The sequence below is a fragment of the Pseudomonas sp. W5-01 genome, from assembly GCF_046540435.1.
GTDB lineage: Bacteria > Pseudomonadota > Gammaproteobacteria > Pseudomonadales > Pseudomonadaceae > Aquipseudomonas > Aquipseudomonas graminis_B.
Map to the genome: position 1 here is coordinate 1,146,346 of NZ_JAXCIP010000001.1, position 26,433 is coordinate 1,172,778.

At 63.2% G+C, this 26,433-nt stretch carries 24 protein-coding genes and 2 pseudogenes; 13 read left to right on the forward strand and 13 right to left on the reverse strand.

Annotated features, from left to right (window positions below):
* The first annotated feature begins 82 nt into the window (after positions 1-82).
* From SLW75_RS04915 to SLW75_RS04925, 3 genes are read left to right on the forward strand one after another with little or no spacing between them, the layout of a single operon-like run.
* Complete coding sequence (locus SLW75_RS04915) at positions 83-1,564, forward strand: TolC family outer membrane protein (RefSeq protein ID WP_410933716.1); 1,482 nt, start codon at positions 83-85, stop codon at positions 1,562-1,564.
* Positions 1,561-3,720 carry a type I secretion system permease/ATPase gene (locus SLW75_RS04920; protein ID WP_065991608.1) on the forward strand — a complete coding sequence of 720 codons (2,160 nt, stop codon included), beginning with the start codon at positions 1,561-1,563 and terminating at the stop codon, positions 3,718-3,720. The genes SLW75_RS04915 and SLW75_RS04920 overlap by 4 nt, the downstream gene beginning before the upstream one ends.
* Positions 3,717-4,925, forward strand: a complete 1,209-nt coding sequence (locus SLW75_RS04925; RefSeq protein WP_065991607.1) for an HlyD family efflux transporter periplasmic adaptor subunit — start codon at positions 3,717-3,719, stop codon at positions 4,923-4,925. The genes SLW75_RS04920 and SLW75_RS04925 overlap by 4 nt, the downstream gene beginning before the upstream one ends.
* Here SLW75_RS04925 and SLW75_RS04930 read toward each other — a convergent pair whose 3' ends face one another.
* Complete coding sequence (locus tag SLW75_RS04930; protein WP_244160408.1) at positions 4,926-5,522, reverse strand: serine protease; 597 nt, start codon at positions 5,520-5,522, stop codon at positions 4,926-4,928.
* Positions 5,523-5,925: 403 nt separating this feature from the next.
* Between SLW75_RS04930 and proP the strand changes: the two genes are divergently transcribed.
* From proP to SLW75_RS04945, 3 genes are all read left to right on the forward strand, one after another.
* A complete protein-coding gene (gene proP / locus SLW75_RS04935; protein ID WP_192131440.1) occupies positions 5,926-7,428 on the forward strand; it encodes a glycine betaine/L-proline transporter ProP in 1,503 nt (500 codons plus the stop codon).
* A gap of 236 nt (positions 7,429-7,664) precedes the next feature.
* Complete coding sequence (locus tag SLW75_RS04940) at positions 7,665-7,892, forward strand: hypothetical protein (protein ID WP_410933717.1); 228 nt, start codon at positions 7,665-7,667, stop codon at positions 7,890-7,892.
* Between the two features lie 93 nt (positions 7,893-7,985).
* Positions 7,986-8,660: an HAD family hydrolase gene (locus tag SLW75_RS04945; protein WP_065991604.1), complete on the forward strand. Its 675-nt coding sequence runs from the start codon at positions 7,986-7,988 to the stop codon at positions 8,658-8,660.
* A gap of 548 nt (positions 8,661-9,208) precedes the next feature.
* Here the strand turns inward: SLW75_RS04945 and SLW75_RS04950 are convergent.
* On the reverse strand, positions 9,209-10,339 hold the full coding sequence (locus SLW75_RS04950; RefSeq protein ID WP_410933718.1) for an alkene reductase: 1,131 nt from the start codon (positions 10,337-10,339) through the stop codon (positions 9,209-9,211).
* A 467-nt stretch (positions 10,340-10,806) separates the two neighbouring features.
* Here SLW75_RS04950 and SLW75_RS04955 point away from each other — a divergent pair, with 467 nt between their 5' ends.
* From SLW75_RS04955 to SLW75_RS04985, 7 genes are all read left to right on the forward strand, one after another.
* Positions 10,807-11,781 (forward strand): GlxA family transcriptional regulator, encoded by a 975-nt coding sequence (locus tag SLW75_RS04955; RefSeq protein WP_410929248.1) that lies wholly within the window; start codon positions 10,807-10,809, stop codon positions 11,779-11,781.
* A 131-nt stretch (positions 11,782-11,912) separates the two neighbouring features.
* Positions 11,913-12,434 (forward strand): peptide-methionine (S)-S-oxide reductase MsrA, encoded by a 522-nt coding sequence (msrA, locus tag SLW75_RS04960; RefSeq protein ID WP_065991601.1) that lies wholly within the window; start codon positions 11,913-11,915, stop codon positions 12,432-12,434.
* Positions 12,435-12,625: 191 nt separating this feature from the next.
* Positions 12,626-13,513: an ectoine/hydroxyectoine ABC transporter substrate-binding protein EhuB gene (gene ehuB / locus SLW75_RS04965; RefSeq protein WP_065991600.1), complete on the forward strand. Its 888-nt coding sequence runs from the start codon at positions 12,626-12,628 to the stop codon at positions 13,511-13,513.
* Between the two features lie 259 nt (positions 13,514-13,772).
* Positions 13,773-14,453, forward strand: coding sequence for an ectoine/hydroxyectoine ABC transporter permease subunit EhuC (gene ehuC / locus SLW75_RS04970; protein ID WP_065991599.1), 681 nt, complete (start codon positions 13,773-13,775; stop codon positions 14,451-14,453).
* Positions 14,450-15,100: an ectoine/hydroxyectoine ABC transporter permease subunit EhuD gene (gene ehuD, locus SLW75_RS04975; RefSeq protein ID WP_410933719.1), complete on the forward strand. Its 651-nt coding sequence runs from the start codon at positions 14,450-14,452 to the stop codon at positions 15,098-15,100. Before ehuC ends, ehuD begins: the two co-directional genes overlap by 4 nt.
* On the forward strand, positions 15,093-15,884 hold the full coding sequence (locus SLW75_RS04980; protein ID WP_410933720.1) for an amino acid ABC transporter ATP-binding protein: 792 nt from the start codon (positions 15,093-15,095) through the stop codon (positions 15,882-15,884). Before ehuD ends, SLW75_RS04980 begins: the two co-directional genes overlap by 8 nt.
* A 96-nt stretch (positions 15,885-15,980) precedes the next feature.
* A complete protein-coding gene (locus SLW75_RS04985; protein WP_065991596.1) occupies positions 15,981-16,217 on the forward strand; it encodes a hypothetical protein in 237 nt (78 codons plus the stop codon).
* Between the two features lie 121 nt (positions 16,218-16,338).
* Here the strand turns inward: SLW75_RS04985 and SLW75_RS04990 are convergent, their stop codons facing one another.
* The 11 genes and pseudogenes from SLW75_RS04990 to SLW75_RS05040 form a co-directional block, all read right to left on the reverse strand.
* Positions 16,339-16,698, reverse strand: coding sequence for a response regulator (locus tag SLW75_RS04990; RefSeq protein ID WP_065991595.1), 360 nt, complete (start codon positions 16,696-16,698; stop codon positions 16,339-16,341).
* A 45-nt stretch (positions 16,699-16,743) separates the two neighbouring features.
* Positions 16,744-18,171, reverse strand: coding sequence for an ATPase domain-containing protein (locus SLW75_RS04995; RefSeq protein ID WP_083233208.1), 1,428 nt, complete (start codon positions 18,169-18,171; stop codon positions 16,744-16,746).
* Positions 18,172-18,346: 175 nt separating this feature from the next.
* Positions 18,347-18,532, reverse strand: coding sequence for a hypothetical protein (locus SLW75_RS05000; RefSeq protein ID WP_410933721.1), 186 nt, complete (start codon positions 18,530-18,532; stop codon positions 18,347-18,349).
* 178 nt (positions 18,533-18,710) lie between these two features.
* Entirely contained in the window at positions 18,711-20,030 is a 1,320-nt protein-coding gene (locus SLW75_RS05005; protein WP_065991592.1) for a sensor histidine kinase, read from the reverse strand.
* Between the two features lie 82 nt (positions 20,031-20,112).
* Positions 20,113-21,381: an MFS transporter gene (locus tag SLW75_RS05010; RefSeq protein ID WP_410933722.1), complete on the reverse strand. Its 1,269-nt coding sequence runs from the start codon at positions 21,379-21,381 to the stop codon at positions 20,113-20,115.
* Between the two features lie 127 nt (positions 21,382-21,508).
* Positions 21,509-23,731 carry an ATP-binding protein gene (locus SLW75_RS05015; RefSeq protein ID WP_410933723.1) on the reverse strand — a complete coding sequence of 741 codons (2,223 nt, stop codon included), beginning with the start codon at positions 23,729-23,731 and terminating at the stop codon, positions 21,509-21,511.
* Positions 23,724-24,356 carry a biliverdin-producing heme oxygenase gene (locus SLW75_RS05020; RefSeq protein WP_244656927.1) on the reverse strand — a complete coding sequence of 211 codons (633 nt, stop codon included), beginning with the start codon at positions 24,354-24,356 and terminating at the stop codon, positions 23,724-23,726. Before SLW75_RS05020 ends, SLW75_RS05015 begins: the two co-directional genes overlap by 8 nt.
* A gap of 191 nt (positions 24,357-24,547) precedes the next feature.
* Positions 24,548-25,321 (reverse strand): type VI secretion system ImpA family N-terminal domain-containing protein, encoded by a 774-nt coding sequence (locus SLW75_RS05025; RefSeq protein WP_410933724.1) that lies wholly within the window; start codon positions 25,319-25,321, stop codon positions 24,548-24,550.
* Positions 25,318-25,674: pseudogene (gene tssE / locus SLW75_RS05030) on the reverse strand (type VI secretion system baseplate subunit TssE); the annotation flags it as partial. The pseudogene tssE and the gene SLW75_RS05025, both read right to left, overlap by 4 nt.
* A pseudogene (tssG, locus tag SLW75_RS05035) lies at positions 25,665-26,267 on the reverse strand (type VI secretion system baseplate subunit TssG); the annotation flags it as partial. The pseudogenes tssE and tssG, both read right to left, overlap by 10 nt.
* Positions 26,231-26,416 (reverse strand): hypothetical protein, encoded by a 186-nt coding sequence (locus SLW75_RS05040; protein ID WP_410933831.1) that lies wholly within the window; start codon positions 26,414-26,416, stop codon positions 26,231-26,233. The pseudogene tssG and the gene SLW75_RS05040, both read right to left, overlap by 37 nt.
* Positions 26,417-26,433: the final 17 nt, after the last annotated feature.

Genomic DNA, 26,433 nt, shown 5'->3' on the forward strand with positions numbered 1-26,433 from the left:
GGGGTTCAACCGGCCGATCAATGCGCTCGGCCGGTTGATTCAACAAAAGGGAAGCTCTGTATTCGTACAGTAAGGAAGCCATGTGGAGCGCGTTCGCAAGCAGAAATGGACGGCGGTCGTCCTGACCGTCGGCCTGAGTCACCCGATTTTTTCCGTTGCGCTGGCAGAGGATCAAATCGATCCCGGCCTGCGCAGCATCAGCCCTTCCCGCCTGCAGGCGAAGCCCGCGGATCAGCGGAGCAAGGGCGATGGTCGTGAAGGCAGTCACAAAAGCAATGCCAAAGGCAGTTCCGGGCCCGGAGCGGTCGGGGTCAAGGAAGACAGTCAGACCCTGGGCCTCGAACAGGCCGTCCGGCTCGCCGTTGACTGGCACCCCAGCATCAGCGAAGCGATCGGCACCTTGTATCAACAGGCCGAGGGCATCAACGTGGCCGAAGCCGGTTACTACCCGCAGATCTCCGGCGGGATAAAAGGCGGCTACACCAGCGGCTATGGCAGCGACGACGGCAGCCAGTCGGTGAGCATCTCCCTCAAACAGATGCTCTACGATTTCGGCAAGGTCTCGAACGCAGTCGAGGCGGCCCGTGCCAAGGCCGCCCGCAGTCAGGCGAGCATTCTGCTGGCGATCGATCAGGTCAGCCGCGACACCGCGTTTGCCTACATCGAAGTCCAGCGCTATCAGCGTCTGGTGGACATCGCCCGGGAGCAGATTCGCGGCATCGGCGATATCGTCGAGCTGGCCAGGCAGCGCAGCGACATGGGCGCGAGCACCCGTTCCGACGTGGTTCAGGCGCAGTCCCGCGCCGAGGGCGGCATGGCGACGCTGCAAGAGTACAAAGCGTTGTATGCACGCTGGCAGTCGACGCTGACCAATCTGCTCGGTCGGCAGACCCCGCCCCAGGTCAGCAGCACCTTCAGCGCCTCGATGACCGACGCCTGCACCGCCCCCATCAGCACAGACGCCCTCCCCGCCGTGCTGCAAGCCGCCGCCCAGCGCACCCAGGCCCAGGCCGAACTGGCCCAGGCCAAGGCGGAAGCCTACCCGACGCTGTCGTTGCAGCCCTCGGTCAACCAGTTTCTGGACGATCATTACGACGACCAGAACTCGACGATCAATCGCACCCAGGCGGGGATCTTTCTCAACCTGGAAGTGCCGATCTATCAGGGTGGCGCCACCAGTGCCCGCAGCCGCGCCGCCAACTACGCCCTGACCGCCGCCGATTCCGCCGAGGACGCCGCACGCCTGCAGGCGCGGCAAGGGCTGGGCGAGGCGCAGGCGCAGACGTCCGGCCTGACGCGCCGGCTCAGCTCGCTGGAATCCCGGCAGACCAGCATCACCGAAGCCCGCGAGCTGTACGGGCGGCAGTACCTGGAACTGGGCACCCGGCCGCTGCTCGACCTGCTCAACGCCGAGCAGGAAATCCACCAGTCGCGCTTCGACCTGGCCAACACCCAGGCTGACCTGCGCCGTCTGCAGATCGATTGCCTGTACAACAGCGGTGCGCTGCGCCGCGCGTTCGGCATCGATCACAGCACCATCCAGCACGTGGAGATCCTGCCATGACCGAGACCGTCGTCATTCCTGAAGCCCCCGCGGCAGGCCCTGATCGTCCGGACTACGCGCCGTGGCTGGAGGCCATCCTCACCGTCGCCCGGCATTACCGCCTCGACGTGTCACCGGAAAGCATCCGCCTGGCCTCGGCCAATAGCGAGGGCCGAGTCGAAGAAGTGGTCCGCTACATGGCGCGGCAGGCGGGCTTGAGCGTCAAGTTCGCCCGTTACGACCGCAAAAGCCTGTCCCGCTGGCGCACGCCGCTGCTGGTGCAACTGCGCGACGGCCAGGTCGGCGTGATCGAAAGCGTCAGCGAGCAAGGCGAACTGGGCATCGCCTACAGCGGCGACCAGGGCCTGCAGAGCCGCATCGACCCGGCCGTCCTCGCCGAGCACGCCCTGCGCACGGTTGTCCTGCGGCCGATTCAGCCCCTGAGCGACGTGCGCACCGACGACTACATCAAGCCCTACGACGAGCATTGGTTCCGGCGCATCGTCCTCAGCGACCTGCGCCCCTACCGCCAGGTCATGCTGGCGTCGCTGGTCGCCAACCTGCTGGGCATGGCGGGCGTGCTGTTCTCCATGCAGGTCTACGACCGGGTGATTCCGGCCGAATCCCTGCCGACCCTGTACGTGCTGTTTGGCGGCGTGATGCTGGCGCTGGTGTTCGACTTCGTCATGCGCATCATGCGTCTGCGCATCACCGACGTGATGGGCAAGCGCGCCGATCTGCGGGTCTCGGACCTGATCTTCGGCCACGCCCTGCGCTTGCGTAACTCGGCGCGGCCGAAATCCACCGGCTCGTTCATTTCGCAGCTGCGCGAGCTGGAGCAGATCCGCGACCTGATCACCTCCAGCACCGCGACGGCGCTGGCGGACATGCCGTTTTTCTTTCTGTTTTTGCTGGTGTTCTACCTGATTGGCGGGCCACTGGTGTTGATCCCTTTGGTCGCGCTGGTGGCGATGGTGCTGCCCGGCGTCCTTGCCCAACGCAAGCTGGCGCGGCTGGCCAATGCCTCAATGCGCGAAGCCGCACTGCGCAACGCCATGCTGGTGGAAACCGTGCAGGGCATGGACGACATCAAGGCGCTGCAGGCCGAGCAACGTTTCCAGCAGCAGTGGAATCACTACAACGCCGCGTCGGCCGACAGCAGCCTGAAACTGCGCTCGCTGACCAACAGCCTGGTGGCCTGGACCCAGAACGTGCAGGGCGCGGTGTTTGCCGTGGTCATCGTGTTCGGTGCGCCCATGGTGATTGCCGGCGACCTCACCACCGGCAGCCTGGTGGCCGCCTCGATGCTGGCCTCGCGGATGATGGCGCCAATGGCGCAGCTGACCCACGTGCTGACCCGCTGGCAGCAGGCGAAGGTTGCGCTGCAAGGGCTCAACCGGCTGATGCAGATGCCGGTCGATCACCCCGAAGGCAGTCAGCGCGTGCATGTGCCCGCCATTCGTGGTGACTACGTGTTGCGTCAGGCCGGCTTCAAGCACAGCGAAGAGGCCGCGCCTGCCCTGAGCGGCATCAACCTGAACATTCGGCCGGGCGAGCGCGTCGCCATTCTCGGGCGCAATGGCGCAGGCAAGTCCACGCTGCTGCAGGCGCTGGCAGGCTCGATGGATTTGTCCAGTGGCGAAACCACACTGGACGGCATTGCGCTGGCCCACCTTGATCCGGCCGACCTGCGCCGGGACGTCGGGCTGATGTCCCAGCAGGCGCGGCTGTTTCACGGCACGCTGCGGGACAACCTCACCCTCGGCGCCGGCCAGGCCAGCGATCAGGAGATCATCGCCGCCCTGTCGGTGACCGGCGCGCTGGAATTTGTCCGACAGTTGCCCAAGGGCATGGACCACCTGATTCTTGAAGGCGGCCTGGGGTTGTCCGGTGGTCAGCGTCAGAGCCTGCTGCTCTCACGCCTGCTGATTCGTCAGCCCCAGGTGCTGCTGCTGGACGAACCCACCGCCTCGCTGGACGACATCACCGAACGCCAGTTGCTGGAAAAACTCTCGACCTGGTGTCAGGGCCGCACCCTGATCGTCGCCACCCACCGGGTCAGCCTGCTGCAACTGGTGGAACGGATCATCGTGCTGGACAACGGCCGCATCGTCATCGATGACCACCGCGACGCCGCCCTCACCCGACTCAGACAGCCGCAAGGAGCGCAGGCATGAACGCACTGACCACGGAGCAAACCCCACGGCTTGGCGATCAAGTCACGTACCTCGACGGCCAGGATGAACGCAGCATCACCGGGAGCGTACGGGTGATCTGGACGTGCGCGCTGATGCTCGCGTGTTTCCTTGCCTGGGCGGCCTGGTTTCAGGTGGTGGAAGTGTCCACCGGCACCGGCAAGGTGGTGCCCAGTTCCAGGGAGCAGCTGATTCAGTCCATGGAGGGCGGGATCATCAAGGAGCTGAACGTCAGCGAAGGCACGCTGGTGGAGCGCGGCCAGGTGCTGGCGCAGCTCGATGCGGTGAAGAGTGAGTCGAACGTCGGCGAGAGCGAGGCGAAGTACCGGGCGGCGCTGGCCAGCGTCAACCGGCTGCAGGCCGAAGTGAGCGAGAAGCCGCTGACGTTCGATGCGTCGCTGGACAAGTACCCGGAGCTGCGTCGCGCCGAAACCGACTTGTTCAACGCCCGGCGCAGGGGCCTCGGCGAAACCCTCACCGGCATCGAGAGCTCGCTGAAGCTGGTGCGCAGCGAACTGGCGATCACCGAGAATCTGGCGAAAATCGGAGCGTCGAGCCGGGTCGAAGTGCTGCGCCTGAACCGCCAGCGCTCCGAGCTTGAGCTCAAGGCCACCGAGGCGCGTTCCGAATACATGGTGCATGCCCGCGAGGACCTGGCCAAAGCCAATGCCGAGGCGCAGATGCTGTCAGCGGTGATCCGCGGCCGCAGCGATTCGCTGTCTCGCCTGACCTTGCGCTCGCCGGTGCGCGGCATCGTCAAGGACATCGAAGTCAGCACCATCGGCGGGGTCGTGCCGCCCAACGGACAGCTGATGCAGATCGTCCCGCTGGATGAGCAACTGCTGATCGAAACGCGCATCTCGCCCCGGGACATCGCGTTCATCCACCCCGAGCAGCAGGCCAAGGTGAAAATCACGGCCTATGACTATTCGATCTACGGCAGCCTCGACGGCAAGGTGGTGACCATCTCGCCGGACACGATTCAGGATGAGGTGAAGCCGGAAATCTTCTACTACCGCGTGTACATCCGCACGGACTCGGACGTACTGCGCAACAAGGCCGGCAAGAGCTTTGCCATCGTCCCCGGAATGATCGCCACGGTGGACATCCGCACCGGTGAAAAAACCGTGCTGGATTACCTCATCAAGCCCCTCAACCGCGCCCGCGAAGCGTTGCGTGAGCGTTGATCAGTTGACCGCGAGGTGGGTCGGCGCTGGCGTGGCCGGTTTGGCCTGAGCCATGTAACGGGTCCACTCGCGGTTGATTTCGTTGTACGGCATGAAAATACTGATCCGTGGCTGGTTGGCCAGGTCCGGGCGCTTGATCTTGGCCAGGTCGCTGGAGGTCAGCAATGCCACGGTGATCCCCACCACCTTGCCGTCTGCCGCGAACACCGGGCCGCCCGACATGCCCTTGGCCACCGGGCCATCATGGGTGCCATACATTACGTTGCCTTCTTTGGCGTCCAGGCGAATCATCGCCGGCAGGGCGCGGCCTGTGCCTTTCACCGACATGTAGGCGGAGTTGTAGCCCACTGAGGTGAGTTCTTCACCCGGCTGGTACGAGCGCCACATCGGAACGGAATCGGCCTTGTGCTTGAAGAACTGTACGTCGCCTTGCCCCTGGAATACCGCGCCGGAGATGTAAGGGATGTGCTTGACGGTGACGGCGTAATCTTCATTCCACTGGATCGCGGTGCCCATCAACAGATAGGGCAGCGGCGCACCGGAATGGACGACGAAGGCTTGGTCAAAGACAGGATCCTGGGTGAAAGCGGTGGGCATTCCGTTGCACCCGCTGATCAGCACCGAGGCTGCAACAAGTGACTTGAAGGGGCGCATTTTTTTCCGTGGGCATGAGTTGAAGGCGCAGTGAATATGTCATTGAGCCATCACTTAATCAATAGGCTAAGACTACCGCCTGTCTTGTTCTGATGCATTTAATTCATTGGATCCAACCTGTTTGACTTTATCGGTCGATAGAGCCGCTCGATTAATCACTCATTTGAATAAACTTCAAAAAACCAGGGATTTTTCTGAATTAATTGTGTCAGGGTCCTATCTGATTCAGATCGGCCTGCCACTATTACGACAGCACACCACCTCTTTCGGGTGGATGCGCTGCAGTGGGTCGCAACGCCGATCGCCACAACGTCGCAACGTCACACTTCTAGCTGCCGGGACTTTTATGAGATCACGCAAGAAAACCGTCAACCCGATCGGGTTGCAAGACATCACTATTGTCGACGATGCCAAGATGCGGAAGGCCATCACCGCCGCCGCGCTGGGTAACGCAATGGAATGGTTCGACTTCGGCGTCTACGGCTTCGTGGCCTACGCACTGGGCAAGATCTTCTTCCCCGGCGCCGACCCCAGCGTGCAGATGATCGCGGCCCTCGCGACCTTTTCCGTGCCCTTCCTGATTCGCCCCATCGGCGGCGTGTTTTTCGGCGCCATCGGTGACAAGTACGGGCGACAGAAAGTCCTCGCCGCGACCATCGTCATCATGTCCTTGAGTACCTTTGCCATCGGACTGATTCCCTCGTATGAATCGATTGGCATCTGGGCGCCGATCCTTTTGCTGCTGGCGAAGATGGCCCAGGGCTTTTCGGTCGGAGGCGAATACACCGGCGCCTCGATCTTCGTCGCTGAATACGCGCCGGACCGCAAACGCGGGTTCCTTGGCAGCTGGCTGGATTTCGGCTCGATCGCCGGTTTTGTGCTGGGTGCCGGCGTGGTGGTGCTCATCTCGTCCGTGGTCGGCGAGGAGAAGTTCCTCGAATGGGGCTGGCGTCTGCCGTTCTTCCTCGCCCTGCCCCTGGGCATGATCGGCCTCTACCTGCGTAACGCGCTGGAAGAAACCCCGGCGTTCCAGCAGCACGTTGAAAAGCTCGAACAGGGTGACCGCGAAGGCCTGGCACACGGCCCGAAAGTCTCGTTCAAGGAAGTCGCGACCAAGCATTGGCGCAGCCTGCTGACCTGCATCGGTGTGGTCGCGGCGACCAACGTCACGTACTACATGCTGCTCACGTACATGCCGAGCTACCTGTCCCACAACCTGCATTACAGCGAAAACCGCGGCGTCCTGATCATCGTGGCGATCATGGTCGGCATGCTGTTCGTGCAGCCGCTGATCGGTTTCCTCAGTGACAAGATCGGCCGTCGCCCCTTCATCATCGCTGGCAGCATCGCGCTGCTGGTGCTGTCGATTCCGGCGTTCAAGCTGATCAACAGCGGCCAGTTGGGCCTGATCTTCGCCGGTCTGCTATTGATCGCGGTGATCCTCAACTTTTTCATCGGTGTCATGGCGTCGACGCTGCCGGCGATGTTCCCCACCCACATCCGCTACAGCGCGCTGGCCAGTGCCTTCAACGTCTCGGTGCTGATTGCCGGCCTGACCCCGACCGTGGTCGCCTGGCTGGTTGAAACCACCCAGGACCTGTACATGCCGGCGTACTACCTGATGGTGGTGGCGGTAGTGGGCCTGATCACCGGCCTGACTATGAAAGAAACCGCGAACAAGCCTTTGCGTGGCGCCGCGCCGGCGGCGTCGGACCTCAACGAAGCCCGTGAGCTGCTGCAGGAGCATCACGACAACATTGAGCAGAAGATTGAAGACATCGACACGCAGATTGCCGAGTTGCAAGCCAAGCGCGAGACGCTGGTTCAGCAGCACCCGCGTATAGATTGATTCTGGTGGGACCGGCTTCAGCCGGGAAGAGGCCGGTTTGTACACCATCAGTGTTGTGGTGTAACACACGACCCCTTCCCGGCTAAAGCCAGTCCCACGACCCCTGCCGTTCGCGGTCATTTGAAGAATTTGTCGGAACCGCTGCGCCCCTCTCCCGGTCAGGTCTTGCATGAGCATTCAACCGCTGCTGTGCAGACACAGACAGCCGGACAGAGAACTGAAAGGCAGCCTTCCCCATGACTGACATCCTCGACCACCTGCCCCCCGTACTGCGACCGCAAAGCGAGCGCATCCTGGCTGATATCCATGCGTCGGGCTCGACCATCGACGCGGTCAAGAACGGCTTCGTGCTCGGGCTGCGGTGCTGCGGCGGCATTGACGCGCAGCAGGCCGATGCGCTTTCCGAGTTCTACGACAAGGTCGTGGAATGCCGGTTGAAGCGGCTGACACTCGGGTTGTCCTGAACCGCTTTTATGCCCCGGCCTGAACGCCGGGCGCTTCCCCTTTTATTTTTAGTCATTGTCAGCGGATGACCTGTTGACCAACGGAGCCTCACCATGCGATCCAATACCTCCTTCCTTTTCGACCTCGACGGCACCCTGACCGATAGCGTTTATCAAAACGTCACGGCGTGGAAGGAAGCCCTTGATTCAGAGAACATTCCACTGGCGATGTGGCGCATCCACCGCAAGATCGGCATGAGCGGCGGCTTGATGCTGAAGATGCTGTCCCGTGAAACCGGGATGGAGATCACTGAGGCGCAGGCTGAGCGGTTGAGTGAAAGGCACGCTGAGGCGTACGAGAGAACCCAGGATCAGATCATTGCGCTGCCGGGGGCCGTGGAGTTGTTGAAGACGCTGGACGATGAGGGTTTTCCCTGGTGCATCGCGACCAGTGGGGAGATGTCGACGGCGCGGATCAATCTGAAGGCGTTGGGGCTGGAGCCGGAGCAGATCAATCTGATCACGCGGGATGATGTGAAGAATGGCAAGCCGGACCCGGATTTGTTTGTGACGGCGGCGAAGAAGATTGAGGCGAGGATCGAGGATTGTCTGGTGGTGGGTGATGCGATCTGGGATATGTTGGCGGCGCGGCGGTGCAAGGCGACGGGGATCGGGCTGTTGTCGGGCGGGTATGACGTGAGCGAGCTGGAGCGCGCCGGGGCGTTGCGGGTGTATGAGGATCCGCTGGCGTTGCTTAACCATCTGGATGAGATCGCTACGCGCGAATAGTCGCGCTGGAAATCGCTAGAACGTCAAGATCAAGAGCGTCTGCCTGGGGGCAGACTGTTTCGCCTTCGGCGACTTACTTTTGAAAAGCACCAAAAGTAAGCAAAAGTGCCTGCTCCTGGTTGGGCCCGACTTCGTCGGGTTCCTTCACTCCGGTCTCGCTCCGTGGGCCCGCCGCCATCCGCCATCCATGGCGGGGGGCGGCTCTCGCGGCATCCATGCCGCTCGGCCCACTGCGCGAGACCTGCGTTCAGCCTGCACCCAAGTCGCGATTGGCGGTGACTGGGCCTTTTGTGTACGAAGATCAAGATCAAAGTCAGATCAACAGCTTCCCGGCTAAAGCCGGTCCCACTGACTGAACGCATCGCTTTTAGTGGGACCGGCTTTAGCCGGGAAGAGGCCAGTGAGTGCACCATAGCGCATAGGGGACTGATTTATTTACAGCGCTTCACCGTAAATTAATCTGTCCCCGGGACAACGCTAACGTCTTTTGCCTCCACTGATCGCTCCGCGTCCGCGTCTGTACTCGATCCGGGATAAGGCGAGGGGTTTTATTCGCCAGCCTTATAAACCGGATAGTCGATATAGCCCACTTCAGTCCCGCCATACAACGTGGCCGGGTTGACGGGGTTGAGGGGCCAGCCGTTGGCGATGCGTGCGGGCAGGTCGGGGTTGGCGATGAAGGGGCGGCCGAAGGCGATGAGGTCGGCGAGGCCGGCGTCGATCAGGCGGTTGCCGCGTTCGGCGGTGTAGCGGCCGGCGTACATGATGCGTCCGCTGAAGGCGTCGCGGATGGCTTTGCGGAAGGTCTCCGGCAGTTCAGGGGCGTTGTCCCAGTCGGCTTCGGCGATGGAGACGTAGGCGACGCCGGCGTTTTCCAGAACCTTGATGGCTTCGACGTAGGTGTGATGCGGATCGCTTTCCACCAGGCCGATGTAGACGCGTTCTTCGTCGGTGCTGGCGAACAGCGGTGAGAAGCGCACGCCCAGACGATCCCCGCCAACGGCTTCGGCGACGGCAGTGACGATCTCGCGCAGGAAGCGCAAGCGGTTCTCCAGCGAGCCGCCGTATTCGTCGTCGCGGTGGTTGGCGTGCTCGGAGATGAACTGGTTGACCAGGTAACCGTTCGCCGCGTGGATTTCCACGCCGTCAAAACCCGCTTCGATCGCGTTTTTTGCCGCCTGGGCGTACAGCTTCACCAACTCGCGGATTTCTTCCACGGTCAGTGCGCGAGGCGTCGGCGGCACCACCAGTTGCCCTGCGCCCGGCGCGGTTTCGATGAACGCCTTGGCGTTGGCCGCCGGGATCGCCGATGGGGCAACCGGCGCTTCGCCGTTTGGCTGCAACGCGTGGTCGGACACGCGCCCCACATGCCAGAGCTGGGCGAAGATGACGCCCTCTTCCGCGTGCACCGCGTCGGTCACTTTGCGCCAGCCTTCGACCTGCTCGGCGGTATACATGCCCGGGGTCCATGCATAGCCTTGGCCGCGCGGCTCGATCTGGGTGCCTTCGGTGATCATGAAACCGGCGGACGCACGCTGCTGGTAGTACGTCGCCATCAGGTCCGACGCGATATCGCCCGGTTGCAGGCTTCTCTGGCGGGTCAAGGGCGGGAAGGCAATGCGGTTTTTCAGCACGTGCCGCCCGAGGTTGACGTGAGTGAGCAGGGGTTGCGTAGCCATGGGTGAAACTCCGTTCAAGGCGTTGAAGAGGGTGACCGGATCAACTGGCGTAGACCAGTCGTCTAGTGGATGGCCGGGAGTCTAAAGCGCACCCGCAGAGCCGGCAATGTCAGATCCGCAATGATTCCGGACATTGATTACGGACTGGCGGACTCGCAGAATCTTGCGCTTTGCGTATCCCCGGTGGGACCGGCGCTGACATCGACTGTAGGACCGGCTTCAGCCGGGAAAGCGCCAGAAGCCACACCGCAAAATCGAGGCTGCTCGCACCGGCCCCTTCCCGGCTAAAGCCAGTCCCACTAAAAACACCGCGCGCATTCAGTGGGACGATCGCCCGCACTGAACAGGCAGCACGTCAACCAACGCCCATCATTCACATCCGTCCGCACAATCCCCTAGAATGCCGCCTGGTTTCAGGCTCGTGCCCCCTGCGCTGGCAGTGGCGGTAACAGAAAGGCGATCAAGGCATGCGCGACATTTCCAGGCAAAGAACAGTGGCAGTGGTGCTGTTCACCGACGTGCTCATGCTCGACGTGACCGGCCCCATGGACGTCTTTTCGATTTCCAATCGACTGCTGGCACCGGAAGAACAGTACCGATTGATCACGGTGGCCGAGCGCCCGCTGCTCATCCGCAGCTCCTGCGGACTCAAGGTCCAGGCGGATGTGGCGCTGGACGATCTGCCGGCCGACATCGATCTGCTGCTGGTCCCCGGCGGGCCGGGCGCGTACGGCGTCGGCCATCCTCGGCTCACCGCCTGGCTACCCGCCGCCGTCCAGGGCGCCCGGCGTTTCGGGGCGATCTGCACCGGTGCGTTTCTGCTGGGGGACGCTGGCCTGCTGGACGGCTATCGCTGCACCACCCACTGGAACTACGTCGAGCGACTCGCCCGGCGCTTCCCCGCCACCCGGGTCGAAACCGAGCAAATCTACGTCGTCGACCGCAACCTGATCACCTCCGGTGGCATTACCGCCGGGATCGACATGGCCCTGGCCATCGTCGCCGAAGACCATGGCAAGGAGATCGCCCTCGAAGTCGCCAAAGTGCTGCTGGTGGTGATGAAGCGTCAGGGCGGGCAAACGCCCTACGGCCCGCTGCTGGCGGCGGTGCCCCGGGATGACAGCGCGATCGCCCGGGTGCAGGCCTACGTCGTCGATCACATTGATGAGGCGTACACCGTGCAGCGCATGGCCGACCTGGCAGCGATGAGTCCGCGCAATTTCGCCCGGGCGTTTCAGCGCGAAGCCAGTCTGACGCCCATGCAATTCTTGCTCAACGCCCGCATCGATCATTCACGCAAACTGCTCGAAGGCAGTGACCTGCCGCTCAAGGTGGTGGCCAGTCGCTGCGGCTTCGGCAGCGCGCGGCACATGCGCAAGGCATTCAATGAGCGCATCGGCGTGACGCCCGGCCAATACCGTCAGCAGTTCGGCGGCGACTGAACGAGTGCGCGTCTCCATCCTCTGATCTTCAAGGGCGGCCGTTGCGCCGCCCGCTCGCCAACAAGCTCGCAGACACGCACACTGCGGCGCTTGTCTGACACACACCGCTCAACAGCTGGAAGGACTTGCCCATGACCACCCACACCGAAACCGCGCTGCTTGCCGGAGGCTGCTTCTGGGGCATGCAGGACTTGCTGCGCCGCTACCCCGGCGTCGTCTCGACCCGCGTCGGCTACTCCGGTGGCGACGTCGACAACGCCACCTATCGCAACCACGGCACCCACGCCGAAGCCATCGAAATCGTCTTCGATCCCGAACAGATTTCCTACCGTCAGATCCTGGAATTCTTCTTCCAGATTCATGACCCGTCGACCCCGAATCGCCAGGGCAATGACCGGGGCGTGAGCTATCGCTCGGCGATTTTCTACCTCAACGACCAGCAAAAAGCCGTGGCGCTGGACACCGTGGCCGATGTCGATGCGTCGGGCCTGTGGCCGGGCAAAGTCGTCACCGAAATCGCCCCGGCCGGACCGTTCTGGGAAGCCGAGCCTGAGCATCAGGACTACCTAGAGCGCATTCCCAACGGCTACACCTGCCACTTTATTCGCGCTGGCTGGAAACTGCCGCACCGCGAAACCTCAACCACGGCCTGATCGACGCGGACTGTTCCCCCGGACCGCCTTGCCAGAGCGGTCCAAGGGGGATACGGTTGCCGTGGCACGGCCCGAATCCATCGGACCCAAGTGCATAAACTAATAACTAAACGATATTTATCTAATCTTTTTTAGACTCTTATGATTCGCGGCTTCCGCTCTCCTGCCCCCACTGACGCCACGAGTCCGCCATGCCCTTCCCTCGCACAATCGCTGGAAAATCCCTGTCATTGTCAGCCGCACTCGGCTCCGCCCTGCTGCTGAATGCCGTGGTTTCGTTCTCCGCCGTCGCCGACCTGCTGGAAAAGGGCCGCACTCAGGGCCTGACCGCCGGCATCGCCAACGAGCAGCCCTATGCCTACGTGGGCACCGACGGGAACATCGTCGGCGCCAACGTCGAGATCCTCCGGGCCATTCTCGAACCGCTGGGCATCAGCAAGGTTGAACTGCCCATCACCGAGTTCGGCTCGCTGGTGCCGGGCCTCGCGGCAGGTCGTTTCGATCTGATCGGTGCCGGCCTGTTCATCAACCCGGCACGCTGCAAAGTGATTGGCTATTCCAACCCGGTCACCCGCTCCGGTGGCGCGTTTCTGGTCAAGGCCGGCAACCCGCTGAAGCTGCACAGCCTCAAGGACGTCGCGGCCAACGGCAAGGCGCGGCTGGCGACCCAGCCCGGCAGCAATCAGGTGCAGGAAGCCAAGGACAGCGGCATCAGCAATGGCAACGTGGTGCTCTTCGACAAAGACACCGAAGCCCTCGCCGCGCTGCAGGCCGATCGCGTCGACGTGGTGTACTTCCCCGATGCCGAAATCATCGGCCTGCTGAAAAAAGCCGAGGGCACGCCGGTTGAACGCGCGCTGCCGTTCGAGCAGATCCCGGACGCCGATGGCAAACCGACCTGGAATTACCACGCCTACGGCCTGCCGAAAAACGATCCGGCGTTCACCCAGGCGTTCAACGAGCAACTGGCGAAACTGCGCGCGTCCGGTGACCTGCTGAAGATCCTGCAGAAGTACGGCTACACCGAAAACGAACTGCCGCCCGCCGACGTCACCGCCGAGCAACGCTGCAACCGCTGATGCTGATCCCGGTGCCGATGCCGATGCCGATGCCGATGCCGATGATGATGCCTGCGCTGATGCCTGCGCCATTGTAGGACCGGCTTCAGCCGGGAAGGCGTCGGTGAGCACACTGGAAATCGGGGGTGCCGCCACGGCCCTGTTCCCGGCTGAAGCCGGTCCTACAGACCGCACGCATCCAGTGAGACCGGCTTCAGCCGGGAAGCTTCTCGATCCTTCACCCGCGACATGACGGCCCCAGCCCATACGAGTACGGCCCATGCTTTTTGATGCTTCCACCCTGGACACCGCGCGCTTCATCGCTCGCCAGTTGGCCAACGGCGCACTGGTCACCCTGGAAATCACCTTCTTCGCCCAAGTCGTTGTGGTGGTGATGTCGTTTGTCATCGCGCTGATGCGCCTGTCGCCATGGCGCGCGCTGCGCTGGATCGCGACGGTCTACGTCGAAATCCTGCGGGGCATCTCCGCCCTGGTGCTGCTGTTCTACCTGTTCTTCATCCTGCCGCTGTTTGGCATCACCCTGGCGCCGATGACCACCGGCATTCTCGGCCTGGGCCTGACCTTCTCCGCCTATGGTTCGGAAATCGTCCGCTCAGCCCTGAGCAATGTCGCCCGGGGCCAGCGGGACGCGATCAAGGCCCTGGACTTCGACGCGATCACGGCATTTCGCCGAATCATCCTGCCCCAGGCCCTGCCCTTCATGCTGCCGCCCATGGGCAATCAACTGGTCGAGCTGCTGAAGACCACGTCGCTGGTGTCACTGATCACCCTCAGCGACCTGACGTTTTCCGGCGGTCAGCTGATTACCACCCTGGGCCAGCAGACGCTGATCTGGAGCATCGTGCTGGTGTGTTATTTCGTCATGGCCTGGCCGCTCAGTTGGCTGGTCAAGCGCTATGAGCGGCGGGTCACCCACTGGCGTCGCGGGGTGGCCCCATGAACTTCGATTACGCCTTCGCCTGGTCCATCGTCCCCGATCTGTTTCAGGGCCTGCTGGTGACGCTGCAAGTGGTGATCCTGGGGTTTCTGCTGGCCGTGCTGCTCGGCCTGCTGCTGGCCATTGCCCAGCGCTCGAAAAACGCGCTGGTGCAACGATTGAGCGCCGGCTACCTGAGCTTCTTTCGGCACACGCCGCTGATGGTCCAGCTGTACGTACTGTTCTTCGCCCTGCCGCTGGCCGGCCTGACCCTGCCGGCGATTTCCACCGGGGTGATCGGGCTCGGCCTGTATTACGCGGCCTACATTGCCGAAGCCTTTCGCGGGGCCATCGAAGGCGTGCCGGCCGGACAATGGGAAGCGGCCAAGGCCCTGGATTTCGACGGCGCCACCACGTGGCGGCGGATCGTATTGCCCCAGGCCCTCAAACCGATGCTGCCAGTGCTGGGCAATTACCTGATCGGCATGTTCAAGGAAACCCCGCTGCTGGCGGTGATCACGATTCCCGAGCTGTTCCAGGCGGCCAAGCAGATCGCCGGCATGACGTACCGCTACAACGAGCCCTACACGGTGATGGCGCTGATGTTCCTGGCGATCAGCGTGCCGACCTCCCTGTTGTTCAAATATTTCGAGAGGCGCAGCCATGTCTGATCTCGCACACGCTCTGCCCGGCGCATCGCCGCAGATCATCCTCAAGCAAGTGGTGAAAAACTTTGGCGCGACCCGGGTCATCGATCACCTCGACCTGAGCATCCCCGCCGGTCAGAAAGTCGCCCTGATCGGCCCCAGCGGTTCGGGCAAATCCACGGTGCTGCGCCTGATCAAGGGCCTGGAGGCCTATCAGCACGGCAGTATCGAGGTGGCCGGCTCGCCGGTGCCGGCCAAATCCGGCGGCTGGCACTGGCCGGGTGCGAAGAAGCCGCCGGTGGTGCATCGGGTGGGCATGGTCTTTCAGCAGTTCAACCTGTTTCCGCACCTGACCGTGCAACAGAACGTCACCGAAGCCCCGCTTCAGGTGCTCAAGCTGGGCCGCGAAGAGGCTCTGGAGCGCGCCCATCAATACCTCGGGCTGGTCGGTTTGAGCCACAAGGCCGATGCCTATCCCGCGCAGCTGTCCGGCGGCCAGCAACAGCGCGTGGCCATTGCCCGGGCGCTGGCCATGCGGCCCCAAGTGATGCTGTTCGACGAGGTCACCTCTGCGCTGGACCCCGAGCTGGTCGGTGAAGTGCTGGCGGTAATTCGGGCCATCGCCCACGAGCAGCAGATGACCATGCTGCTGGTGACCCACGAAATGAAGTTCGCCCAGGACATCGCTGACCGCGTGCTGTTCATGGAGGGCGGGCGCATCGTCGCCGATGGCTCGCCGACCGAGGTGCTGGTCGACCCGGACAACGAGCGCACGCGGCGCTTCCTTAATCTGGTGGAGCAGCGTTGAGCGGCTCCGGCCCCGCCTGGCACGCGGCCGAAAAAAACCCGAACTCGGCGACCGTCGACACATCCAACCCTCATACCCCACAGCGAGGATGAACCCATGAGCAACGACACCCCGGTCGACCCACGCAACGTCACCCAGCCGGACGCGCCAACCCTGGACAGCGCTGGCAAACCCGTCAACGTGGTACAGCGAGACCTCAATGACCCTGACAACGACACCCGCGCGGTGGACGAAATCATCACCCCGACCTCCATTCGGGAAAAGGAACAGGACGCCGAGGAGCTGAACAAAAAGTCAGCTGAGATCGAACGCAAGGTCGCTGACGGACGTTAATTCACCCAGGGCGGCGTCATGGCCGCCCTGCCTTCCTGAGTTTTAATCCACGCCCGCCATCACCTGCCGCGCCGCAAAATTGCTGGCGTCAACACCGGCCTCTTCCCGGCTGAAGCCGGTCCTACGTGCCCAGCAGCGACCGTACCGCTTCCAGCACTGCGCTGATTTCGAACGGCTTGTCGAACACTTTACTGAACAGGTCTGGCCGGGCGATGCCCAGATGCGACTGCGCACCGCTCATGAGCACAATCGGGATCTGCCCCAGGCTCTGATTCACGCGCACCGCTTCCGCCAGCTCGATGCCGTTCATCCCGGGCATCATGTAATCCGTAATGATCAGCTGCGGGCGCTCGCGTTCGAGAATGCCGAGGGCCTTCAGTCCGCTGCCGGCGGTGACCGTCAGGTAGCCTTCGTCTTCCAGCGCGAAGCTGAGGATGTCAGCGATGAGGTATTCATCGTCGACGATCAGAATCGTGGTCATGCAGCCCTCCGCGCCAATGAGCGATCATCGGCTCGATGACGACTTCTACGCCGTTGCATTGCCTGAATCGTCGAGGGCATGGAACGCAGCCTTTTTCACAGTCAGACCCTGCTCGCCGATCAAGACGTCCAGCAGGGCCGGGTCGTAGGGGTTATCGCGGATTTTGAGGATCGACAGTTGACGGGTCAGCCCCGCCGTCGATTGCGCGAAGCGGATCAGCATGAGGTTGTCGACGATGCCCGACATGTCAGGGGCCGGTGCGTCGATCTTGCCACCGATCAGGCCGCGGATTTCCCAGCTCGAGACCACCGTGACGCCACGGGCGCGAAGCTCGCTCATCAGGGCGCTGAAGAGGTCGAGAATCCGCGATTGATCGCACGACGCCCTGGCCATGCCGCCGAGACTGTCGAGGAACACGCGCTTGATGCCGTGCTGCTCGACGATCCGCAGCAGGTCGAGGGCGAGTTTGTCGATCAACTCGGCGGTCGGTGATTTCCAGGCGATGTGCAGCGCACCGGCGCGTTCCAGCGCTTCAAAGTCCAGGCCGAGCGCCGCCGCCTTCACCCGAAGGCGCTGTGGCGACTCGTAGAAGCCGAACAGCAGCCCCGGTTCGTCGGGCGTCGAGCGCGCGAGAAAGTTAAGGCCGAACGTGGTCTTGCCCGTGCCCGACGGGCCGAGGAGCAAGGTCACCGACGATTCCACCAGGCCACCACCGATCAGCGGGTCCAGCGTGTCAATGCCGCTGGCGACGACACTGAACTCAGCACTGTCGCGCAGCGCCGAGTGGGTGATGGTGCTTTCAAGGCGCGGGTAGACGACCAGCCCGTTTTCGGTGATTTCGCATTCGTGGGCGCCGGGGATGGCGCCGCTGCCACGGGTCTTGCGCGCCTTGATACGGCGCACGGACCGGTTGCCGACCAGCTCTTCGCCCATTTCCAGCACGCCGTCGACCATGGTGTGTTCGGGGCTGCCGTCGTCCAGCTGCGAACTGGTCAGGAAGAACACCGTGCACCCGGCGAAAGCGGCGTGGCCCTGCAGTTCGGAGATGAAGCGTTTGGTGTTGAGGGTGGATTCGGCTTTGGAGCGGGCATTGAGCAGCCCGTCAAGGATCATCACCGTGGACTTCTGGCGGACGATCTCCCGGCGCAGCAGCTTGACGACTTCATCAAGGCCGTCGTTTTCCATGGTGTCGAACGCGCTGACGAACTGGATCTGGTCGCCGACCCGGTCTTTGTCGAAGAAGCTCATGGTGGAGAGGAACTGAAACAGCCGTTCGTGGGGCTCGGCGAGCAGGGTCGCGAACAGCACGCGGCCGCCATTGCGGATGTGATTGAAACCGATCTGGTTAGCCAGAATGGTTTTTCCGGAGCCCGGTCGACCCTGAATGATGTACGAGGACCCGGCAACGAAGCCGCCCATTAGCAGCTCATCAAGCCCTTCAATTCCGCTCTGAAGGCGTTTTAGCTGATTCAAATTTGCTTCCTCCGCCACGGTATTGGCGTGGTGAATATTGCGAGTTAGGTGCGCGAATAATCGCGCATTCTTCCGTTTTTGAAGAAGCTTTCCAAGCGCAATCATCAATTTCAATGACAGATGCACACGCATTTGCCGACAGACGCAGCGATTCACCCATCCGAACGAATGATAATCACTCGGCCGGATCGGCACCGGCTTCGGGGGTGCACCCATCGGTCTCGGCCTGGGACTGCTCGCTGCGCCGCTCGGGATCGTCGGGTTTGATGGGGGCAGACAGCGGGTATTCAGGGGTGTCATCCGTACCTACCGCGGGATCGTCGGCAGGCATGCAAATGAGTGATGGGCTGAAAGGATGCATGGTCGCGGGTCCATAAGGGAGACAACCCTTGGAGCGCACTGTCGAGCCCTCGTGCGGTGCACCGGACCAGTGGCGTGCGCGGTGTCGCCTGCGCCCTGTGGACCGGGCGCGGTTGGATTGGTTTGACCTCGACTGCAGGACCGGCTGCAGGACCCGCGTCAGCCGGGAAAGCGTCGGATTAATCGCTGATGTCGGCGCTGGGGCTTGTGGCCACCAACATCTCATGGGTCGGCTTCAGCGACACGGTAAAACAGCATCCCCCGTCATCACGGCTGGTCAGGTTGACTGTCCAGTGCTGATTGGCGCAGATGCGCTGGACCAGCGACAACCCCAGGCCCAGGCCCTCCCCGCGCTGTTCGTCGCCGCGCACGAAGGGCTGGAACATGGCCTGCTGTTTTTCCAGCGGAATGCCGATGCCGCTGTCCTCGACGCTGAACCCGTCGCTGCGCAGGGTCAACTGGATGAATCCCTGATCGGTGTAGTGCCAGGCGTTGCGCAAGAGATTGCCCATCACCGAGCGCAGCAAGGGCGCGTTGTAGGCCTCGTCGTCGCCGTCCAGGCGCTGATAGCTGAAGCGCAAGCCTTTGGCTTCGATGGGCGTGCGCCAGGTGTCAGCCAGCTCGTCGGCGATCAGCACCAGAGACGACCGCTGGCCATGAGGCGTGTTCTTGCCTTCGGTACGGGCCAGCAGCAGGAAGGTTTCGACCAGTTGGTTCATACCCGCGGTGGCCTTGCCGATGCGCTTGACCTGCGTGCGGGAACGGTCGTCCAGCGCCGGGTATTCCATCAGCAGTTCGCAGGACGTCGCCAGCACCATGAGGGGCGTGCGCAGCTCATGGCTGACGTCGCTGGTGAACAGCTTTTCGCGACTCAGCGCGGCCCGCAGCCGGCCCAGGGTTTCGTCGAAGGATCGGGCCAGTGCGCCGACTTCGTCATTGGCGTAATCGCTGGCGAGCACCGGCGCCAGTTCCAGCAACTGATCGCGATGGCGCACCTGACCGGCCAGGCGCGACACCGGCGTGATCACCCGGGACGCCAGCAGCCGCCCCAGCAACACCGCCAACAGCACGCTGAGGACGAAGCCGACCAGCACGACCCCGAACAGAATTCGTTCACGTTTCTGGAATTTGCGCTGATCCCGCAACAACACGTAATGGCGCCCGTTCACTTCCGAGACCATGGCGTAATAGGCTTTCTTGCCGCGAAAGAACTCCTGAAATCCCAGGGGCAGGCCCTTGAGGTCATCGCTCATGGCGAGGTCGCCAACGCCCTCTTCGGCGTAGAACAATTCGTCTTTTTCAGGCCGGTGGCGCCAGTCGTTGATGCTGTCCACCGCCAGCAGACGGTGCATGTTGCCCTTCAGGCTCATGATCGACAGGCGCTTTTCGACCACGTGCACGGTGGCAATGATACCGGCGGCGAATACCCCGGCGACCAGGGTGCTCATCAAGGCGAATACGATGACAATCCGTTGCTTGAGGCTGTGTTTGATGTCCATGAAGGTCCGTGCATGGCGGTACTCGAATCCGGGGCGTCGCCCCTCCTGCGGCGATTATCGGGTGCGGGATGTCATGGTTTTGTCAAATGCCGCGCTCCGCCCGGCTGGCGCCGGTCCCGCTGGACATCAGAGGCCGCATCAGCAACATCCCGACCGCGCACCCGCCCATCAGCAGGCAGGTGGCGATGAAGACCACCGGCATCCCGAAATGCCCGCCCAGGTACCCCCCGGTCAGCGGCCCCAGCACCTGGCCGATGTACTGGCAAGACGTGGAATAGCCCAGCATGCGCCCCGCCACGGCGTCGGGCACCGAATGACGGATGATCGCCGCAATGCACGGCAACAGGCCGCCCAGGGCAATGCCCATGAGAAAACGCAGCAGCACCAATTGCCAGGCATGGCTGACGAACGCCTGGGGGATGAGCAACAGAGCGGCCGCCGTCAGGCAGCCGATGACCACTTTCCAGTGGCCGGTGCGGTCGGCCAGCTTGCCGATGCGGGACGCCGACAACACGCTGGCCAGAGCGGTAGCCGACATCACCAGCCCGGCCATCAGCGTGACGTTTTCGCTGTGCAACTGGGTCAGGTACACGGTGATGATCGGCTCGATGGACATGATCGAAAACATCACCAGACAGGCCACAACCAGCATGGTCAGCACCGGTTTTTTGTCCGCGATGACGTCCCACGCCCGCACAGCCGGCGCCTTCGCCGCACCCGCCTGACGTCGGGGCCGAGGCGCTTCCTTCATCAGAAACAGCGTCGCAAGGAAGGTCAGAAAGATCACCCCCCCGGCCAAGAAGAACGTGTGACGGATGCCGATCAGCGGCGGCAACAGTCCGCCAATCAACGGCCCGGCGAGATTACCGGCCATGATCCCCGAAGAGAGCATGCCCAGTGCCCAGCCGGTGCGCGCCCTGGGCGTCTGCGTCGCCACCAGAATGGTCGCGCCGGAGGCATAGCCGCCGAGCAACCCTGCCAGCAAACGCAGCCCGACCAACTGGTAAATGTTCTCCGCCAGCCCGATCAGCGACATCGCCACCGCCATGCCCAGGCTGGCGCGAATCAGCATGAGCTTGCGCCCGTAGCGGTCGCCCAGCCGCCCCCACAGCGGTGCCGTCAGCGCGGCAGACAGAAAGGTCGCGCCAAACGCCACCCCCGACCACTGCACGATGGCGGCCTGATCGCTGACGCCCAAGTGTTCGACATACAGCGGCAGAAACGGCAGCAGCAGCGTCATGGCCACGATGGTGGTGAACGCGCCGAACACACAGACGGCCAGATTGCGCTTCCAGTGCTCTTCGACGATGGATGGCAGGGGCTCAGCCTGGGATTGGGGGTGTGCGGTCATGATGGCTCTACCGTGAACGGAACACGCTCACGGTAGAGGGCTGACAGGCATAAATAAAATTCATGTTTTTCACGCGGGGGATTCCAGTCAGGAATAACCCCCGGCCACTGGGGCGCTCGCGTCCGGGTCAGGACGCCATGGGCGCGCGCGGCACCGTGAAGCGGAATTCGCTGCCGACGCCCTCTTCACTGGCGGCGGTCAGTTCGCCGCCGTGGGCCCTGACGATGCCCTGCGAGATGTAGAGCCCCAAGCCCGTGCCGCTCGGATTGCCTTCACGCCTGCGCCAATAGCGCTCGAACACGTGGGGCAACTGATCGCCACGAATGCCATCCCCGCTGTCCACCACGGCGAACACCACCTTGTCGCCCGCGGCTGACGCCGTCACCTTCACACTGCCGGACTTGGGCGTGAATTTGATGGCATTGCCCACCAGATTGGAGAGCACCTGGAACATGCGCTCCGGGTCAGCGAAAATCGTCAGGTCGGGATCAGCGTCGAACGTCAGGTCGATGAATTTGTTCAGCGCCAGTGGCGTGAGCAGTGACCAGGCGTCTTCGAACAACTGACTGACTTCCAGCGGCTCGGCGTCGATGAAGTAGCGGCCGGCTTCGATCTTTGAGGTATCGAGCAAATCCTCCAGCAGGTTGGTCATTCGCGTGGACGCGCGCTGCAGGATGTCGATGGCCGAATTGAGCCGTTTGGTAGACGCCGTGGCGTCGGCGTTGATCACCCGCTGCATCATGGCGCACTGCATGACGATGACGGTCAGCGGGCTGCGCAGGTCGTGGGACACCACGGCCACCAGCTCATCGCGGGCACGCACGGCCTCTTTTTCGCGCAGCACCTGCCGTGACAGGTCCGCCTCCAGCGCCGAGCGACGCAGGTCGGACACCGCGTAGACCTCGCCGGCGCTCCAGGCCCTGGCCTTGCCCTCGACCTGCTGTTCCCACAGGGCAAAGGATTCCCGTGGCTGCAGGCGGTCATTGACGACCCGTTTGGCCTCCTGTGGGTTACCGCTCCACTCCACGCTGCCCCTGACCTCTGCGCGAAACCACAGCACCGCGTTGGCCACCGGCTTGGGCAAGCTGAACGCCAGCAGTCCGCTGGCCACGTGTGGATACCCTTGCGCGTCGGGGAACACGGCGCCGAGGTTGGACGTCTCGAACACCGCTCCGGGCCGGTTCTGCAGCCATTGCTGCAACGCGCTCACTTGCTCGGTGCTCGGGCACTGGCCGATCAGGTGCACCTGACCGTCGATGATCACCGCCACACCGTTGGCGTCGACCAGTGTCAGCAGCGCCTGGGAATGTTCAAGCAGCCCGTTGTAGACGTCGGCGGCGGACTCGTTCATCGCCCTGGACAGCCGGTCCAGCATGTGATGTTTGGCCAGTCGCTGGCGCTGAGTGTGCTGATCTTCCAGCAGGCTGATCTGCATCGACAGCACTTGTCCGATGGTCTGGCAGGCTGAGCGCAGGGTGTGGGGAACCTGCAGCGGCTCGCGATTGCCGCAACTGATCAGGCCCCAGAGGCGTTCATCCTTGAGCAGGGAGATGCTCATCGACGAGCGCACGCCCATGTTATGCATGTACTGACAATGGATCGGCGACACGCTGCGCAGCACCGCGTGGCTCATGTCCAGCGGTTCGCCGGTATCCGGGCGCAGGGCCGGGACCATAGGCGCAGGCACATACGCGGCGTCGGGGATGATGCGCAGCCAGTTCAGGCGATACAGCTCGCGGGCCTGTTGCGGAATGTCAGTGGCGGGGAAAAACAGCCCCAGGTAGGCGTCCAGTTCGGCCGTCGCCGACTCGGCAATGACCTGCCCGTGGCCCTCCTCTTCAAAGCGATAGATCATCACCCGGTCGTAGCCGGTCAGTGCGCGGATTTCCGCGACGCTGATGGCGTACAGATCGTCCAGTGATTTGGCCGATTGCAGGCGACGCAAGGTGCGCGTGAGGCGCGGGCCCAAGTGCTGCATCGATGCCTGGGTGGCGACGGGCTCCACCTCCAGAAACAGCAGGCCGTCATGGCGATGCAACAGGCCATCGAATGCCTGCCCGGCAAACTGCATCGGCAACGGATCGAGGCTGTGCAGATCCGCGTCCCGAACGGCGTCGCGCAAGGCGTCGGCCTGCGCCTCGCCCAGCCAGCGTGCCAGCGAGTCGCCGGCCTGCACGTCGCCGGGAATGCCCAGCATCTGCCAGGCATTGGCACTGGCCTGTTGCACGGACCAGTCGGCTTCGAGCAGCGTGAGCAGAGCGCCGTGGGGCTGAATGGCGCCCGGGATACGAATCGGTTCGTTGGCGCAGGTGTCCAGCAGGTCGTCCATGGTCTGCATGTTGTTAAGCATTGTTCAGCACTCCCGCTCGCTCCAGCCAGGTTTGAAAGGATTCAAAGGTGAGGCGGGCCGATTGCACCACCTCGGTGTTGTACAGCGGGGTGTCGAACTCGGCCAGTTGTTTCAGGAAAGCTTTCCACAGATGACCGGTGTTGCGGCCGTAGACGTCCAGAAACTCGCCGCCGCTGTCGGCGTCCACGCCCAGTCTGTCGGCGATGATGCGGCGCAACACCTGCCCGCCCAGGGTCGCCCCTTCCATGACGTACATCACGCCGAGTAACTGCGCGACGCTGTCGATGGCGGGCAGCTCGGTGCACAGCGGCAGCGCCTCAATCTGCAGGTCGTCCAGGCCAAGGGCGTGCAGATCCTTGATCAGCGCCGGGATTTTCTGCCGCGCAGGATCAACGGCCTGGGGCGCCAGAAAACGCTCAATCGACTGTTGCAGGGGCAGATGAAAACCGTAATAGGCAGCGATGATCCGTTTGTAGGTGTCGAGATCAAGCTGTGGGTGGGTCAGTGGCAATCGGGCTTCGAGTGCCGTGTGCTGGACAGCGGTCGCCGTTCGCAATTGCTGAAGGACGCTGGCAACGGGGGCCGGGACGCAAGGGTCGCGCAACGCAGGGGTGATTTCAACCAAGGGCGAAAGTGTCCGGTCTGAGCGGACGTGCCTGAACATGCGGCAGCCGCGGTGTTGAGGCAGATGATGCGCGCACACTAATGGAGTCAGTGCCCGGCTGTAAATATGGCCGACGGGTAAATGCCAAGGTTCAGCCGGGCGGTACATTCCGTGCGCGACCGACCCCGCGGAAAGTGTGAGGTCAACGCACCTCAATAGCCTGCGGCCAGAACGATGAGACAGCCGAACAGCGCGGCAGCGAGCCATCCGATACGGAGCGCTCGACGCTGCTGGAGGGGCGGATTGGGGGGCGTGGCCTTCCTTTGCGTGCCGGGCCGGTTGCGCTGCGTTGAGCCTTGCACTGCGCGCTGCACGGGGGAGTCCGCTGAGGTGGGCAGCGTTGAAGCTCGCGCTGTTTGCTGCCCGACAACGCCAAGGGCTTGGGCATCGCGCTCCAGACGTGAAACCCGCTGTCCGATCTGCTCGTGCAACCGATCCAGCGCGATGAGGGATTGCGGATGTTGCTGAACCAGCGTCTGGCGCAGCGACCCAACCCGCGTGCTCAGCAGGTTAAGGCCTGCCCGATCGCAAGGGTTGATGTCCAGTTCCCGCAGCACCGCTTGCCACGAGCCGAACACTCCGCCGAGGATTTCCGCCCGCGCCGATACCCCTCGGGGCCAGGGTTTGGCGTCTGCCCGCAAAAGGCTCTCCAGCACCGCCACGCCTTCGAACATCCCGTCCACTCCGGCCAGGTGACTGCGCGCCAGGGCATAAGCCGCCGCTGTTTGCAGGTCCGCGCCATGGCTGGCAAACAAGGCCAGGCAGCACTGCTCGATGGATTGCCAGTCCACATCAGGGCAGGCCGGATGACCCATTCGGGCCATTTCAATGCACAACCTCCGGTAGTCCGGCAATTCCCGCGGATCGCCGCCGGCTTTGATCTCCATGGCGAAGCCCTGGGTCATCGCGCGCGCTGTCAGCCTCACGGGAGGGCCCGCACATCATGGCGCTTGAGATGACGCACCACCGCCCTTCCCTCCGGGCTCAACGTCGTGCCGAACGTCGCGATGCGCTCGCCTTCCAGCGTCGCGTCGAGGGCGTAGACCAGATGGCCCGGTTCGGTCTGCGGCAACAGCTCGATGTGCAGCGACAGCAGGCGCGGCTCGTATTTGAGCAGCGTGTCGGCGATGGTCCGCATCAGTCCATGGGCGGCAGACGGCAAGCCTTCGAGCACGGTGCCCATGTCCGGCAGGCCGTAATCGGGCAGGTGCGCGAGGGTGCCCGCGCGGCTGTTGAAAATACGCTGCAGGTTGTCCAGCACCGAGAGCACGTACTGGTCTCGGCGTTGCGGGTCGGCAAACGCATCACCCCGAGCAGCGCCAGAAAGCGCGACAGCGGCGTGGCGATACGTTTTGCCGTGCCGGGGATGCCCAGCCCGATCAGCCCGAACAGGCATTGCGAGGTCGGGTCGGCGCCCGCGGGCGAGAACGACGCCGGGTACGAATACTTGCGCCAGATCCGGTAAAACTGGGTGAAGACCCGATGGTTGAAGATGTCGAGAAACCCCTCCAGCGCCTCGTGGCCTTCCCGCTTTTGCGCGATGTCGTCGAGGTAGCGCGTCGGCAGCGGCGAATCCACGCCATAGAGGCCGAGCAAGCGGGTGCGCACGGTCGCGGGCAGTGGCTGATCCTCAGACGACCACTCCACGGCTTTGAGCTCACTGGCCGGAAAGCCCATGCCGGGGTCAGGCCGGAAACGCACCAGATCATCCTTCGGGTTTTCCGTGCTGCCCAACGACGGCTGGCCGGGCGCAGCGCTTTCCAGCAACTGGCAGAAACGGTAGACGCTCGCCTCTGCCACCCGCCCCTGCACGGCATCGAGCCATTCGACGAGTCTTAACCGGGAATCCGCTGGCTGTGGTTTTCGCTCCATCGCAGGCTCCTCCCGGTCGGTTGCAGGATCAGGGTGATCTGGGTGAACAGGTGGATGTCGGCGTACAGCGCGAAGAACCGGTTGCCGGCCTCGCGCAGGTAGCGCATTTCGGCATCGAAATAGCGCAGGGTCAGATTGTCCGTGTTCAAAGAAACCTCCTGGTTGA